Genomic DNA, 14,594 nt, shown 5'->3' with positions numbered 1-14,594 from the left:
GCCGAGTTCTACGACCGACCCAGCTCCCGTGTGTACGGCATGGTTCTTCGTGTACTCCGTGATCCAGGTTTCTCCGAGGAAGCGGTCCAAGAGGTCTACCTCCAAGCCTGGAAATCAGCCGACAGCTTCGACCCCGCCAAGGGGTCCGCGCTCTCCTGGCTCCTGACACTTGCCCACCGGCGCGCAGTGGATCGCGTGCGCTCCGAACAGTCGAGTTCGGATCGACAGGCTCTCTACGACACCACCAATGCCACTCCCGAATTCGACGTCGTCAGCGACGAAGTGACACGAAGAGACGAGCATCGTGCTGTCACCGACTGTCTCGAAACGCTGACGGACACTCAGCGCCAATCAGTGACTCTCGCCTATTACGGCGGCCGAACGTACCGCGAGGTGGCCGAAGATCTCGGCGTGGCGATTCCCACGATCAAGTCGCGAATTCGCGACGGACTACTGCGCCTACGTGGATGTTTGGGGGTGATGTGAGATGGACGAAGAGCTGATCGACTACGCGTACGCCTACGCGATCGATGCGTTGGACCTCGACGAGCGCCGTGAGGTCGACAAACGACTTGCCGCTTCGGACTCCGCGACCCGCGCCGAATTCGACGCCCAGGTCCGGCTCACCGCCGAAACCATGGCCGCGATGACCGTCGTCGACGCCGTCGAGCCCCCGCCGTCGCTGCGCAGCAGCGTCCTCGCCTCGATCGCAGAACAGACCGCGGCTCCCAACGCCCCGGTTTCGCTGGCCGAGCGTCGTAACCGTCGACGCCCGTGGACCATGGCTCTTGCGGCGGCCGCCGCAGTCGCAATCCTGGTCGGCGGCATCGGAATCGGACGCACGCTGTCCGACAACACGCCGCCGCAGAACCCCGCATCCGAAATCATGGCAGCACCCGACGTTCATGCCACGACGCGTGACATCCCGGGCGGCGGTAGTGCCACGACGCTGTTCTCGCCCTCCGAAGACGCCGCAGTCCTCGTGATGAACGATGTGACTCCCCCGAGTCCGGATACCGTCTACCAGATGTGGCTGGTGCCGGGCGACACCGACGACACCACGATGATCCCGATGGGGACGATGGCTCCGGGCGACGTCAAACCCACTACCCAGGTGGTGCTCGACGGCATCGGTCCGAACACGAAGTTGGCGTTCACTGTCGAACCGCCCGGCGGATCGCAGCAGCCGACGAGCGAGCCGTTCGCAACGATCCCGCTCATCTGATCGCCAGACGAAAAAAGATCCCCCACCGGAATCCGGTGGGGGATCTCTTCTTTGTCGAAACTACGAGCAGCGAGTCAGTGGCTGTGACCGTGTCCGGTGTCGGCAACTTCCTCGGTCGGCTTCTCGACGACGGCGCTCTCGGTCGTGAGGATCATGCGCGCGACGGAAGCGGCGTTGACCACTGCCGAGCGAGTGACCTTGACCGGGTCGACGACGCCGTCGGCAAGCAGGTTGCCGTAGGTGAGGGTGGCAGCGTTGAAGCCTTCGCCCTTGGTCATCTCGGCGACCTTGCTGACAACGACGGAACCGTCGATGCCTGCGTTGCTGGAGATCCAGAACAACGGAGCGTTGAGGGCTTCGCGGACCACGGCAACGCCGGTGGCCTCGTCACCCGTCAAGCCGAGGTTCCCGATCAGAGCCGTACCGGCCTGAACGAGAGCCGATCCGCCACCGGGGACGATGCCCTCGGAAACTGCTGCCTTGGCTGCGTTGACCGCATCCTCGACGCGGAACTTGCGTTCCTTCAGATCGGTTTCGGTGGCTGCGCCGACCTTGATGACGGCCACGCCGCCGGACAGCTTCGCCAGACGCTCTTCGAGCTTCTCGCGGTCCCAATCCGAATCGGTGTTCTCGATCTCGCGACGCAGCTGCGCAACGCGGGTCGCGATGTCGTCAGCGGTGCCTGCACCGTCGACGATGACCGTCTCGTCCTTGGTGACGACAACGCGGCGAGCGCTGCCGAGCAGGTCGAGGCCGGCTTCCTTGAGCGAGAGGCCGACGTCGGTGTTGATGACGGTGCCTGCCGTGACGACTGCGAGGTCGTCGAGGAATGCCTTGCGACGATCACCGAAGAACGGCGCCTTGACGGCGACGGCCTTGATGGTCTTGCGGATGGAGTTGACCACGAGGGTGGAGAGAACTTCACCCTCGACGTCCTCGGCGATGATCAAGAGCGGCTTGCCGGATTCGGCAACCTTCTCGAGCAGCGGAAGGAAGTCGGGAAGTGAGCTGATCTTCTCGCGGAAGAGCAGGATCAGCGCGTCTTCGTAGACGGCCTTCTGCGCATCGATGTCGGTGACGAAGTAGGGCGAGAGGTAGCCCTTGTCGAACTGAACACCTTCGGTGACAACGAGTTCGGTTGCAACGGTGGAGGATTCCTCGACCGTCACGACGCCGTCGGTTCCGACACGGGTGAGTGCCTCGCCGACGAGCTTGCCGATCTCTTCGTCACGCGAGGAGACGGTGGCGACCTGAGCGATCGACTTCTCGCCCTCGACGGGGGTGGCTGCGGCGAGCAGTTCCTCGACGACCTTGTCTGCTGCGGCGTTGATGCCGACGCCGAGAGCCATCGGGTTCGCGCCCGCTGCGATGTTCTTGAGTCCGCCGCGGACGATGGCCTGGGCCAGAACGGTCGCGGTGGTGGTGCCGTCGCCGGCAACATCGTTGGTCTTGGTGGCGACGCTCTTGACGAGCTGTGCGCCGAGGTTCTCGAAGGGATCTTCGAGCTCGATCTCACGGGCGATGCTCACACCGTCGTTGGTGACGGTGGGGCCGCCGAATGCCTTGGCGAGCACGACGTGGCGTCCACGCGGGCCCAAGGTCACCTTGACGGCGTCGGCAAGCTTGTCGACTCCGGCTTCGAGAGCGCGGCGTGCGGTCTCGTTGAACGCAATTTGCTTGGACATCTGTTCTGTCAGCTCCTGAATCTTCGGGGCGTGAACGCATTCCGCCCCGGGATCCTGTGTGGACTCCGGGGCGGATCACGTGTGTCTTACTTGGAGACGACAGCCAGCACGTCGCGTGCCGACAGGATCAGGTATTCCTGGCCGGCGTACTTGATCTCGGTTCCGCCGTACTTGGAGTAGATGACCGTGTCACCCTCCTTGACGTCGACCGGGATGCGGTTGCCCTGCTCGTTGACGCGGCCTTCGCCGACTGCAACGACGGTGCCCTCCTGGGGCTTTTCCTTGGCTGTGTCAGGAATGACCAGGCCGGAAGCCGTCGTCGTTTCAGCCTCGTTGGCCTGGACGAGGATCTTGTCCTCGAGCGGCTTGATGTTGACGCTCGCCACGATGAGCCCTCCACTTTGGGGTATGTGCGTCCGAGGCGATCCTCGGACAGCTGTTTGGGTATGCCGTTTACGGCGCGTCACTGCAGTCCCGTCGTCGCGGGTGCCGGAACTCGATCAGCGCCAATTGGCACTCTATACGTGAGAGTGCCAACCCTCAAGGACTGGGCGCATTTTTCTCTTCGTCCAGAGCGAAACAGGACAGCCGTCCACCACGTTCACCTATTGTTCACTTCGTGACGAACATCAATCGCCGTAGTTTTCTGACCTTCGCCGGACTCGGCGCCGTCGGCGCGGTCAGCCTTGGCAAGCCGTGGGGCCTGCAATATGCAGGCGCGTCGACCATTCCGACGTCAGGTCCTGGCACCACTCTCGAGTCCGTGTCCACCCCCGTCAGCAGCAACGGCTACACCAAGCTCACCGCCGGACCCGGTTGGGCGAACATCGTGCGCAGCGAGTTGGCCGAGCCGAAGTCGGGACGCGAGGACCGACGCACCGCACTCGCCTCACTCGTGCAGCTGACCGACGTCCACATCGTCGACGCCCAGTCCCCCATGCGATTCGAGTACGTCCACCAGATCACCGGCTCGGCGTTCCGCCCCCAGGAGACCCTGACGGCGCACGGGCTGATTTCACTTGTCCGCCGGGTCAATTCGATCGGCAGTGGCCCGCACACGTCGCGACCCTTCGATGCCGTCGTCACCACCGGCGACAACACGGACAACAAGGAATTCGCCGAACTCGACTGGTTCCTCACCTCACTCAACGGCGGAACCGTCGTCGCCAACACCGGCGCCAAGGACCGCTACGAGGGTGTACAGAACTCGGGTGCCGATCTCTACTGGAACCCCGAGTCACCGATGCTCGACATGTACAAGAAGGCCGGATTCCCGGAGATCCCCGATTTCTTCGGTGCCGCTTTCACGCCCGTGTCGAGCCCCGGCCTGAACACCCCTTGGTACTGCGTGTTCGGCAACCACGACGATTCGGTGTCCGGCACGGTGCCCAGCGGCATCCCGCCGCTCGAAGCGATGTACACGGGATCTCTCAAATTCGAGGTGCCTGGTTCACCGGAGCAGGCCAAGCAGATCGACGTCGCCACCAAGTTCGATCCCAGTGCGATACCCGGAATCCTGTCCGCCTTCACGACGCCGCCGCGCCAGGTCACCCCCGACCCGTCGCGCGCGCCGTTCACACCGCGACAGTTCATCGCCGCACATCTTGATCCCGCGCACACCGGTCCCGGCCCCGTCGGACACGGTTTCGCCCCCGACGCCGGCGACACCGGTATCGGTTACTACTCGTTCGAGATCGCACCGGGCGTCGTCGGCATCAGCATGGACTCCACCAACCGCGCGGGCCTCGTCGACGGTTCGCTGGGCGCCGCTCAGTTCCAGTGGATCGAGAACACCCTGCGCGCCGGCAGCAGCACCTACTACGACGCCGCGGGCTCTCGCGTCACCGAGTCGCGAGGTGACACGTATTTCGTGCTGTTCAGTCACCACACGAGCGACACGATGGACAATCTCATTCCCGACCCCGAGAACGTCCTCGAGCCACGCCTGCGCGGTTCACAGCTTCTCGACTTGCTGCATCGTTTCCCGAACGTACTTGCCTGGGTCAACGGACACACCCACGAGAACAAGATCACCCCGTGGCCCGGCGCGACCCCCGAGCAGGGCTTCTGGGAGATCAACACCGCCTCTCACATCGACTACCCGCAACTCGGACGCATCATCGAGATCGCGGACAACCATGACGGAACGGTGTCGTTGCTTGCGACGCTCTTCGAGGCGGAGAGTCCCAATTCCGTCGACTACAGCGACAAGTCGGCAGCCGGGCTCGCCTCGCTGTACCGCGAACTGTCGTTCAACGACATCCACCGCGACCCGAAGCTGACGGGTACCGGCGTCGACCAGAACGTCGAATTGTTGGTCCACACCGGACGATGACTCCGATTGCCGCAGTGTCCTAGGTGATTTCAGGTCCGCTCGAAGGCGAGCGGTGCGCTTTCGCCCACGACACTGCGGCAACGACGAATCGAACGCCGAATCCGATCAACACCAGATTGCAGACGATCTGAAGGCTCACGAGCCCCCGGGCAAGGTCCGTCTGCGCGGCGATGTCACCGAATCCGACTGTCGAGAAGACGGACAACGAAAAGTACAGCGCCGCCATACGCGACAGCGGTTCGGTGAAACTGCCAGGGCTTGCATGCTCGACCGAAAAATAGGTGATGGACACCAACAACAAGTACGTCGGCATCACCACCGCCACAGCTTCGACCGCCTGCAGAGATGGCACATCGGAACGCAGAATTCGCCACACCTGCCAGGTGGTCACGGCAAGTACCGCGGCGCCTCCACCGATCAAGAGGAAGATTGCACTGGCGGTATGTACATCGATCCACGGCAGAAAGAAATACGCGCATCCGAAGGCGATCACCGTCAGCGTGGGTCGAAGCACTGCACCACGGATCAGCGCGCGTCGTCGTTCCCGGTCGATGTGGGGAGAATCGCCTTTTTTCCGCATGAATCAATGATCGACAATTTCGCAGGTAAAACCACCCTTTCGGTCCGAAAAGGACGTCACGGAGACGAAAAGCACTGAGCAATCCTCACGAACCTTCTGTAACGTTCATATAACGGCGGTCGATTGAACATTGACCGGAATTGACTGTGAGGAGGTGTGCGATGAGTTGTTCACTGGGAATTTCCACTGGATCTTCCGGTGTCTATTCAGCACTCGTCGACACCGATACCAGCACAAACGCGCCAGGCGCCGTGCCTGCCGAGACTCGCTTCGTCTCGGCGGATCAGGCCAATTCCAACGTCGGTGACCTTGTCAGAGCATCCATCAAGCTGATGACGACGCAGGTAACGGACGGATCTGAAGCGCCGCGCTCGATCGGTGTCAGCTATCGCACGGACGATCAACTCGCGAGCATCAGGTCATCTCTTTCGCGCTCGCCGAAGCAGGTCCGTGCAATCCCCGAACCTGCCGCCGTACACGCGTATCTCGCCGAGACAGGGAAAACCGAGCGGTACGACACGACAGCTCAGGTGGACGTCGGTGATCAAGGTCTGACGGTGTCCGTCGTCGACCACACCGGTGAAGTTCTGCACTCCGACCGTATCGACGCCCTCGCAGGGGCCGGAATCGACCGGGCATTGGTCGACTTCGTGACGGAGAAGGCGCCAGGGCACTTGCGCCGGTACACCGACGCGGAACTTCTTGCCGCCCGGTGCCATGTCGCCAAAGAGCAACTGTCCACGTCCACCAAGGTGACCATCGACCTTCCGATCGACGCGATGGCGATCACGCGCGACGAGTTCGAGGCCATCATCGCCCCGGATATAGAGCGCGCCGTCACCTTCATCCGTGAAGTCGTGAAGGGCTCACCGCGGCCCGTCGGTGCCGTTGTACTCATCGGCGGTGGCGCACACATTCCGGCCGTGCGGTCCGCCGTCGCCGCTGCCGTCGACGTCCCCATGGTCGAGATCGTCGAGCCCGAGACTGCGGCAACCAAAGGTGCTGCACTCCTGGCAGATTCGATCACCGCAATTCGTTTCCCGCTGCTGGGCTCCGGAAGTGACCAGCGCTCCGGATCCACCGCCAAGGTATCGGGAGCGTTGATCGGTGCGCTCGTGGTCGGCGGACTGGTACTCGGTTACGGCGCAAAGGAATTGGTTCCGACCGACGACACCGCGGTCTCGCCCGTCGGAACCGGGTCGACCACGACGACGGTGAGCCCCGAAGCGACACCGAGCACCGGATCGACGATCATTCCGTCTCATGATCCTCTGCCTTCGGTAGCCGGCAGCACGTATCCTCGGCACGGGTATCCCACCACCCCGTTCGACTCGCAGCCTTACGACACGCACTCGTACACAACGCATCAGTACACACTTCCGCCTGCGCCGATCCCGGACACCTCGACGACAACCACGCCGCCGACCACGACAACGACCACTCCGAATTGGCCGACCATTCCCGGAATCACGCTGCCCGATCCACCGGCGTGGTGGCCGACGCTACCGGACACCGAGGCGACGCCCCCGGTCGATCCGACCGAGGCAAACCCCGGCGGCGGTCTCGGCCCGGGTGAGAGCGGCGGCGAGAACCCGACGACGCCGGAGACTCCTGGATCCGGTTCCACCGAAACCGAAATCACTACCCCTGGTGGTGGTGATCCGACGACGAAGCCCGGTGAACCGAATACCTCGATGCCCGAAAACGGTCCCGCGACCACACCGGATCGGGAACCGGCCCCGGTCGGCTGATTCTCAGTCGGCCGATTTTCAGTGCATCAGCTGGCTGACGGAGACCGACAGCCCCGGGTCCGTCGCAACACTCAATTCCGAAGGGCCTGCGCCGTTTCCGATCAGGTGAGCGGCCAACGATGCGATCATCACGCCGTTGTCCGTGCACAGTCGAGGTTTCGGAATGCGCAACGTGATGCCTGCTTCGGTGCAGCGCTGCTCGGCGAGTGAGCGGATGCGCGAATTGGCCGTGGCGCCGCCGCCGAGAACCAACGTGTCAACACCGACATCCTTGGCTGCACGCACTGCCTTCATCGTCAGGACGTCTGCAACCGCTTCCTGGAACGAGGCAGCGATGTCCGGGATCGAAAAGGTCTCGCCTGCGCGCTCTTTCGATTCGACATAGCGCGCGACGGACGTCTTGAGTCCCGAGAACGAGAAGTCGTGCCGCGAATCGCGCGGCCCCGTCATGCCGCGAGGGAAGGCGATTGCGTTCGGATCTCCCTCTTGCGCAGCAGCATCGAGTGCCGGTCCACCGGGAAAGCCGAGTCCGAGCAGTCTGGCCACCTTGTCGAAGGCCTCACCGGCGGCGTCGTCGACAGTCGTGCCCAGTTCGACAATGGGCTTGCCCAGATCTTCGACGTGAAGCAGGTGTGTGTGACCGCCGGAGACCAACAATGCGACGCACGAGGGCAACGGACCGTGCTCGAGAGTGTCCACCGAGACGTGACCGCCGAGATGATTGACCGCATAGAACGGGATGTTCCATGCTGCCGCATAGGCTTTCGCTGCGGCTACACCGACCAGCAGCGCGCCGGCCAGGCCGGGTCCGATGGTGACGGCCAGCGCGTCGGGCTTCTCGATACCGGCGGCAGCAAGGGCACGGCGCATCGTCGGCACGATCGCCTCGAGGTGAGCCCGCGAGGCCACTTCGGGAACCACTCCCCCGTACCTGGCGTGCTGATCCACGCTCGATGCCACCTCGTCGGCCAACAATTCGCAGGTTCCGTCACCGTTCCAGCGGACGATACCGACACCTGTTTCGTCGCAAGAACTTTCGACACCCATGACGATCATGCTTGCTGCTCCTCAATTTCGCGGACACCGAGCACGGCAGGCCGTCTCATCGTGTACGCATCTGCCCCACTGGGCTGGTAGTACTTCTTTCGCGTTCCGACGATCTCGAATCCTTCGCGCCGGTACAGCGCGATGGCAGGTTCGTTGTCGGTGCGCACTTCCAGGAACACCGGGCACTGCCGTGAATCCGCCAGAGTCAGAAGCGCATCGAGCAACGCGCCGCCGATTCCGAGTCGCTGAGCCGAGGGATCTGTACCGATGGTGTGAACCTCGGCCTCCATGTTGGGCGACGCCCCCAACAATGCGACTCCGGCGTAGCCGAGGACGTGACCGTCAGGCTCCCGGGCAACGAAGTAATGATTATGTGCGCCTGCAAGTTCCGAGACGAACGCTTGTGCGCTCCAGGGTCCGTCGCCTGCGAACAACGCGCGCTCCAACTCCGCGCACCGTTCGGCGTCATCGACGTTCATCGGCTCGATGCTGTACTTCATCTGCTCTGTCTCACTTGCCACGTTCTGCAAGGGTCTTCGCGTCCGGGCGTCGGAGGTACAGCGGCTCCAGCGGGGCCGGAACCGAGCCGGACAGGATCTCGCGAGCAGCGACTGTCACCAACCCGGCCGGTGAAGGTGTCTCCGCCGGGTCGACGGGTAGATCGAAGAAGTCCACGTGCGAAGCGGATCCGGCAATCAGCATCGAAGGCGAAGGATCGACGTCGCCGGCGGAATTCACAGCCGGTCCTTCGACGCGCACTCCGCCGTCATAGCGCGCCCAGTAGATCTCGCGACGCCTCGCGTCAGTCACGACGAGCAGGCTCGGTGTGGTCGGTACCGCAGCCGCGATCGCATCGAGGCTGCACACGCCGTACACGGGAACACCGAGTGCGTCACCGAAGGCAGCGCCCGTCGCCATGCCGACACGCAGTCCGGTGTACGGCCCTGGCCCGACACCCACGACGACGGCGTTCAAGTCGGCCGGTGTGAGCCCTGCCTCTGCGAGGCATTCGAGGATGTGAGGGGTCAAGACCTCGGCGTGCGCACGAGGATTGACCGTGACACGCACGGCAAGCGTCTCCACTGTGTCCGGTGACTCTGCGTCCGGTGACACTGGGTCCGGTGACGAAGCCGACAGGGAGACGACTCCGGCAGTGACTGCCGGAGTGGAGGTGTCAATTGCGAGAACAAGCACGATTTCTCAGGGTACCCGCACGTGAAGAACTACTTCCGGCCCGGGAGGGTCACGACGTCTGTGACACCAAACTCCGTTTCACGACGTCTGTGACACCAAACTCCGTTTCACGACGTCCAGGACCAACTCGCAGTCCGCACATCCGATTCGGGTTCCCGATGAAGCTGCACTCGCAGGTGCCGTTCGACGAGCCTTTCCACGACGTCACCACCCCATTCGACCACCACCACTGCATCGGTGAGGTCGGTGTCGAGGTCGAGGGCATCGAGTTCGTCGAGCGCATGCGGTCCGCTGTCTCCCAGCCGGTATGCGTCGACGTGGATCATGCCGACGGGAACTCCGCCGCCAGGGCGGGTGCCCGGACGATGCTCACGAGCGATGACGAACGTCGGGGACGTCACCCGGCCCTGCACCCCGAGCCCGGCGCCGATTCCGCGCGTCAACGCGGTCTTGCCTGCCCCGAGTGGACCGTCCAGCACCACCAGGTCGCCGGCAACAAGTCCCGCCGCCAAGCGTCGGCCGAAAGCCTCGGTATCCTCGGCCGTTTCCAACGTGATCTGTCCGGACACGGGAAGTCCCGTGGAGTTCTCAGCCGACATCGGACCGCTCTTCTACCTGCGCTCGCTGCACCAACTTGTCGATTGCGTCCGTCACGATCGCCGGGAACTCGAGCTGCACCAGATGGCCGGCGCCGTGAACTCGCACGAGTTCGGATTCGGGGAGATCGGCGGCGAGACGCTTGGAGCTGATGAACGGAATCATCATGTCTTGATCGCCGCAGATCACGACTGCCGGTGTGTGCGCGAGGACCTCGAGAGAAGCGGACTCGTCGTGCAGTTCCAACGTCCGCAGGAAATTGACGATGGTCACAACCGAGGTCCGGTCGAGCATGCCGTCCGAGAGTTCATGCAGCCGTGGGCTGACATCGGTGCCGTACGAAGCCGCACGCAGGATCGGCGTGATCAATACTCGCGCAGCGCCGCGGGCATGCTGAACTACTCCTGGTGAGGTGCGCACTGCCAACCGGAATCCGTCGATGATCGGATTCTGCAGATTGCGGGTCAGGCCGGTCTCGGCCAGGCCTGCCGCCGTCGTCGCGACCAGCCCCACGCCGATGACTCGGCCCTCGAACCATTCGGGTCGCTGACCGGCGAGCGCGAGTACCGTCATGCCGCCCATCGAGTGACCGACCAGAACTATCGGTCCCTTGGGTACCTTGGCCTCGACGACGGTCGCGAGGTCGCGGCCGAGCTGAGAAACCGTACAACTCTTCGAACGCGGCATGCCCGAGTCTCCGTGTCCGCGCTGGTCGTAGAACACCATGCGAACCTTGTTGCCCCATCGCTCTTCGAGCTGGCGGCGCTGGAAATGCCAGGACAGCGCACTCAGGCAGTATCCGTGCACGAAAACGACCGTCAGCGGAGCGTCGTCCGGTCCCACTTCGCGAACTGCCAGCTCGACACCGTCCTCGGTGCGCACCGTGCTCTTGCGGTCGCGCGTCATGAGGTCGAAATCCTCGTCCGCGTAGATTTCCCGGCCTGGACGCGTCGCGGTCTTGAATGCGTTCACACCGGCCATCGAGCCGAGCGCCACGGCGCTGAGCAGGCCACCGAGAATGCTCATCTTTCCTGCAGTCTTCATGACGTCTCTCCCCCGATGTACGTACGCACAGTGCGTCCACGTATCCCGGTCACGACCTCGTAGTGAATGGTGTCGAGTACGTCGGCCCAGGCCTGCGCGTTGGGTTCGCCGTGATCGCCGTTGCCGAAGAAGATCGCGGTGTCGCCTTCGCGAACTCCGTCACCGTCCGGACCCAGGTCCACCAATACCTGGTCCATGCAGATTCGCCCGACAGCCTGGCGACGCTTACCGCCCAACTGCACTTCGAACTTGCCACTCAGTGAGCGAGACAAACCGTCGGCGTAGCCGACGGGAAGCAGCGCAAGAGTGGTGTCGTGCGGTGCGACCCACTGATGCCCGTAGGAGACGCCCTCTCCGGCGGCTACCTTCTTCACCAGAATCACCTTCGCTCGCAGCGTCATCGCCGGTCGTAAACCGAAATCTCCGAGTTCGGGCACCGGAGACAATCCATATATCGCGATTCCCGGCCGAACCATGTCAAACCGCAGGTCAGGACGGGTGACTGTAGCAGCGGAGTTGGAAAGATGAACGACTTCGGGGTCGAATCCGCGAGCGCGGACGTCGGCAACCGCGTCGATCAAACGCTGCTTCTGCATGTCGATGACGTCGTGATGCGGTTCGTCCGAGTGTGCGAGGTGAGAGAACACTCCGCGCAGCCTGATCGTGCCCTCGTCCCGGGCAGTGGCGAGGTCGTCGAGCATCTGCGGCCACTCGGTTCTCGATACACCGTTGCGATTGAGACCGGTGTCCACCTTGAGCGTCACCGTCGCCTGTTGTCCCAGAACCCGTGCCGCGTCGACGACAGCGGCCAGGTGTCGCGGGGAGGACACGCCGATCTCGACGTCCGATCTGATCGCCGAGGCGAAATCGGCGTCGACGCCGTGCAGCCAGGCAAGGACGGGAGCGGTGATGCCTGCCTCGCGAAGGACCAGTGCCTCCGCGATGGTGGTGACGCCGAGTTCCCGGGCTCCCGCCGAGAGCGCCGTCCGCGCCACCGCAACTGCGCCGTGGTTGTATCCGTCCGCCTTGATGACCGCCATCAACGCTGCATCCCCGGCAAATTCACGCAGAACACGCACGTTGTGCGCGATCGCGTCCAGATCGACGACTGCCTCCGTCTGCGGCCCTACTGCGTCGTCGAGTCGGCTCGCCTTCCCCTCCGCAGGCTCCTTCGGTGCTCTTCCCTGGGCAAGCGTCATGGCGACAATCCTGCCACCCACGCAGAATCGGACACGTGTTCGGGTTTGAACACCCTCAATCGAGGGCAAAAGAGCGAAGCACACGCACCGATTCCCGCAGACCTCCCAGCAGGGGTGAAGCCGAAATCGGTGCTCCGGCGACATCGCTCTGACCGCCGGCAGCGGCGATGTTCGCAGCCAACGCGTGAGCCCGCGCCCCGACGGCCCCGGCTTCGAGAGGGCTCAGACCCGCCGCCAGCAACGCACCGATCACACCGGAGAGGATGTCACCCGAACCTGCCGTCGATGCCCAGGAGCCGCCGGCGTCGTTGACCAGCACCTCACCGCCGGGATCCGAGATCACCGTCGTATGGCCCTTCAGCAGGACCGTGACTCCGAGGCGTGCGGCAAGAGCACGCGTGGCCGCGATCCTGTCGTCGCCAAGAGTTGTGAATCGAGCGAACTCGCCGGCGTGGGGCGTCAACAGTGTCGGCACGGTCCGGGCTGCGACAAGTTCGGGACGCTGAGCGAGGAGGGTAAGTCCGTCCGCATCGACAACAACGGGTACATCAGTAGCCAGCACCGACGCCAGAAGTCGCGCGGCGTCGTCGTCGGTACCCATACCGGGGCCGACCACCCACGCCTGAACTCGCCCGGCGGCTCGGTACGTCTCACTCGCAATCACCTCCGGGAACCGGGCGAGCACCTCGGTGGCGCCGTGCCCGGCGTAGCGGACCAGGCCGGCGGTCGCGGTAACCGCGGCACCGGTACAGAGCACGCCCGCGCCGGGATACTGCTCACTTCCCGCAACGATGCCCACCACACCCTGCGAATACTTGTCGTCCTCCGGACCGGGCACCGGCCACAGCGCACCGACCTCCGCCGGATCGAGCGAACCGAAGTCGGGTTCGCCGACGCTCAATCCGATGTCCACGAGTTCGACACGACCACACAGCGGAGCCGCGAGTACGTGTACCGGCTTGAGCGCACCGAATGTGACCGTCACATCAGCGGTCACCGACGGGCCGTCCACTGCGCCGGTGTTCGCGTCGACGCCGCTCGGAAGATCGACCGCCACGATCGGTGCATCCACCTGGCCGACGAGATCGGCCGCGTCAGGCCGTAGACCGCCGTGCCCGGAAATCCCGACGATGCCGTCGATCACCAGATCCGGCGACCCGACTTCGGCGGCGACTCGGCCGCCGGCCTTCAAGAGAGCATCGAGGCCCGCCCGATGAGCGCGCGCCGGATCGAGCAACACGGCCCGCACGCTCACACCTCGTTTGCGGAGCAACGCACCGGCCCACAGGGCATCACCGCCGTTGTCGCCCGTACCGACCAGCAGCGTCACCGACCGATGCGCGACCGACCCTGTACGGGAACGCAATTCGTCCGCGACTACTCGCGCAAGACCGTACGCCGCTCGACGCATCAGCACCCCGTCGGGCAGCTTGTCGAGCAGCGGCGCCTCAGCTGCTCGCACCTGATCGGCTGTGTAGTACCCACGCATGTCGGAACCCTTCAGTTGCCGTCGCTACCCTCGAAACCATGAAATCACGTCTTCGCCCGGCAATCGCGGGTCTCGTGCTCGCTCTCGGTCTGGTCGGGTGCAGTTCCGGCACCGACTCCACACCACCGGCTCCGGAAACGACGGCCAGCGGACCCGTGGTGACCATCTCCGGGATGGCGTACTCCCCCGCGTCCATCACCGTGAATGTCGGCGAGACGGTCACGTGGGTGTTCGACGACAACGGAATGGCCCACGACGTCAACGGCCTCGGGGACGCCAAGGGCAAACTCCGCAGTCCGCTCAAGAAATCGGGAACCTACACCTACACGTTCACCGAACCCGGAACCTACGACTACACCTGCACACCGCATCCCGAGATGCGCGGAACCGTCGTCGTCGAGACGCCGTAACGCGCTCGGGCCCCCCAGTCTTGCGACTGCGGGGCCCG

At 64.0% G+C, this 14,594-nt stretch carries 15 protein-coding genes; 5 read left to right on the top strand and 10 right to left on the bottom strand.

Translation table 11 applies throughout. From position 1 onward, the window contains the following. Window positions 1-486: sigma-70 family RNA polymerase sigma factor (locus RWT78_RS11360; protein ID WP_314675694.1), on the top strand; the 486-nt coding region annotated here is incomplete at its 5' end. Between the two features lies 1 nt (window position 487). Beyond that, window positions 488-1,225 (top strand): anti-sigma factor, encoded by a 738-nt coding sequence (locus tag RWT78_RS11355; RefSeq protein WP_314675692.1) that lies wholly within the window; start codon window positions 488-490, stop codon window positions 1,223-1,225. 74 nt (window positions 1,226-1,299) lie between these two features. On the opposite strand, the gene groL is transcribed toward RWT78_RS11355, so the two are convergent. Beyond that, complete coding sequence (gene groL / locus RWT78_RS11350) at window positions 1,300-2,910, bottom strand: chaperonin GroEL (RefSeq protein ID WP_065352178.1); 1,611 nt, start codon at window positions 2,908-2,910, stop codon at window positions 1,300-1,302. Between the two features lie 86 nt (window positions 2,911-2,996). Further along, on the bottom strand, window positions 2,997-3,296 hold the full coding sequence (gene groES, locus RWT78_RS11345; RefSeq protein WP_003940763.1) for a co-chaperone GroES: 300 nt from the start codon (window positions 3,294-3,296) through the stop codon (window positions 2,997-2,999). Window positions 3,297-3,529: 233 nt separating this feature from the next. On the opposite strand from groES, the gene RWT78_RS11340 reads away from it, so the two are divergent. Further along, window positions 3,530-5,245, top strand: coding sequence for a TIGR03767 family metallophosphoesterase (locus RWT78_RS11340; protein ID WP_166502008.1), 1,716 nt, complete (start codon window positions 3,530-3,532; stop codon window positions 5,243-5,245). A 19-nt stretch (window positions 5,246-5,264) separates the two neighbouring features. Here RWT78_RS11340 and RWT78_RS11335 read toward each other — a convergent pair whose 3' ends face one another. Beyond that, on the bottom strand, window positions 5,265-5,825 hold the full coding sequence (locus RWT78_RS11335; protein ID WP_007728612.1) for a potassium channel family protein: 561 nt from the start codon (window positions 5,823-5,825) through the stop codon (window positions 5,265-5,267). Between the two features lie 161 nt (window positions 5,826-5,986). Here RWT78_RS11335 and RWT78_RS11330 point away from each other — a divergent pair, with 161 nt between their 5' ends. After that, complete coding sequence (locus RWT78_RS11330; protein WP_003940693.1) at window positions 5,987-7,576, top strand: Hsp70 family protein; 1,590 nt, start codon at window positions 5,987-5,989, stop codon at window positions 7,574-7,576. A gap of 18 nt (window positions 7,577-7,594) precedes the next feature. Here the strand turns inward: RWT78_RS11330 and tsaD are convergent, their stop codons facing one another. From tsaD to RWT78_RS11295, 7 genes are all read right to left on the bottom strand, one after another. Next, the gene (gene tsaD / locus RWT78_RS11325) at window positions 7,595-8,632 is read right to left on the bottom strand and encodes a tRNA (adenosine(37)-N6)-threonylcarbamoyltransferase complex transferase subunit TsaD (RefSeq protein ID WP_314675681.1); all 1,038 of its coding nucleotides are present in this window, start codon (window positions 8,630-8,632) and stop codon (window positions 7,595-7,597) included. Continuing rightward, window positions 8,629-9,123, bottom strand: a complete 495-nt coding sequence (rimI, locus tag RWT78_RS11320; protein ID WP_003940971.1) for a ribosomal protein S18-alanine N-acetyltransferase — start codon at window positions 9,121-9,123, stop codon at window positions 8,629-8,631. Before rimI ends, tsaD begins: the two co-directional genes overlap by 4 nt. A 10-nt stretch (window positions 9,124-9,133) precedes the next feature. After that, window positions 9,134-9,817, bottom strand: a complete 684-nt coding sequence (gene tsaB, locus RWT78_RS11315; RefSeq protein ID WP_003940973.1) for a tRNA (adenosine(37)-N6)-threonylcarbamoyltransferase complex dimerization subunit type 1 TsaB — start codon at window positions 9,815-9,817, stop codon at window positions 9,134-9,136. Between the two features lie 107 nt (window positions 9,818-9,924). Beyond that, on the bottom strand, window positions 9,925-10,416 hold the full coding sequence (tsaE, locus tag RWT78_RS11310; RefSeq protein ID WP_003940673.1) for a tRNA (adenosine(37)-N6)-threonylcarbamoyltransferase complex ATPase subunit type 1 TsaE: 492 nt from the start codon (window positions 10,414-10,416) through the stop codon (window positions 9,925-9,927). Continuing rightward, window positions 10,406-11,458: an alpha/beta fold hydrolase gene (locus tag RWT78_RS11305; protein WP_003940782.1), complete on the bottom strand. Its 1,053-nt coding sequence runs from the start codon at window positions 11,456-11,458 to the stop codon at window positions 10,406-10,408. Before RWT78_RS11305 ends, tsaE begins: the two co-directional genes overlap by 11 nt. Further along, entirely contained in the window at window positions 11,455-12,657 is a 1,203-nt protein-coding gene (gene alr / locus RWT78_RS11300; protein WP_042449740.1) for an alanine racemase, read from the bottom strand. The genes RWT78_RS11305 and alr overlap by 4 nt, the downstream gene beginning before the upstream one ends. Window positions 12,658-12,712: 55 nt before the next feature. Then, window positions 12,713-14,146, bottom strand: a complete 1,434-nt coding sequence (locus RWT78_RS11295) for an NAD(P)H-hydrate dehydratase (protein WP_314675676.1) — start codon at window positions 14,144-14,146, stop codon at window positions 12,713-12,715. Between the two features lie 38 nt (window positions 14,147-14,184). Between RWT78_RS11295 and RWT78_RS11290 the strand changes: the two genes are divergently transcribed. Further along, window positions 14,185-14,556, top strand: a complete 372-nt coding sequence (locus RWT78_RS11290; RefSeq protein WP_003940908.1) for a plastocyanin/azurin family copper-binding protein — start codon at window positions 14,185-14,187, stop codon at window positions 14,554-14,556. Window positions 14,557-14,594: the final 38 nt, after the last annotated feature.

The sequence above is a fragment of the uncultured Rhodococcus sp. genome (genome assembly GCF_963525155.1).
In the GTDB taxonomy this organism is placed as follows: domain Bacteria; phylum Actinomycetota; class Actinomycetes; order Mycobacteriales; family Mycobacteriaceae; genus Rhodococcus_F; species Rhodococcus_F qingshengii.
Note: the sequence above shows the minus strand (reverse complement) of the source record. Positions and strands in the feature narration are given on the sequence as shown.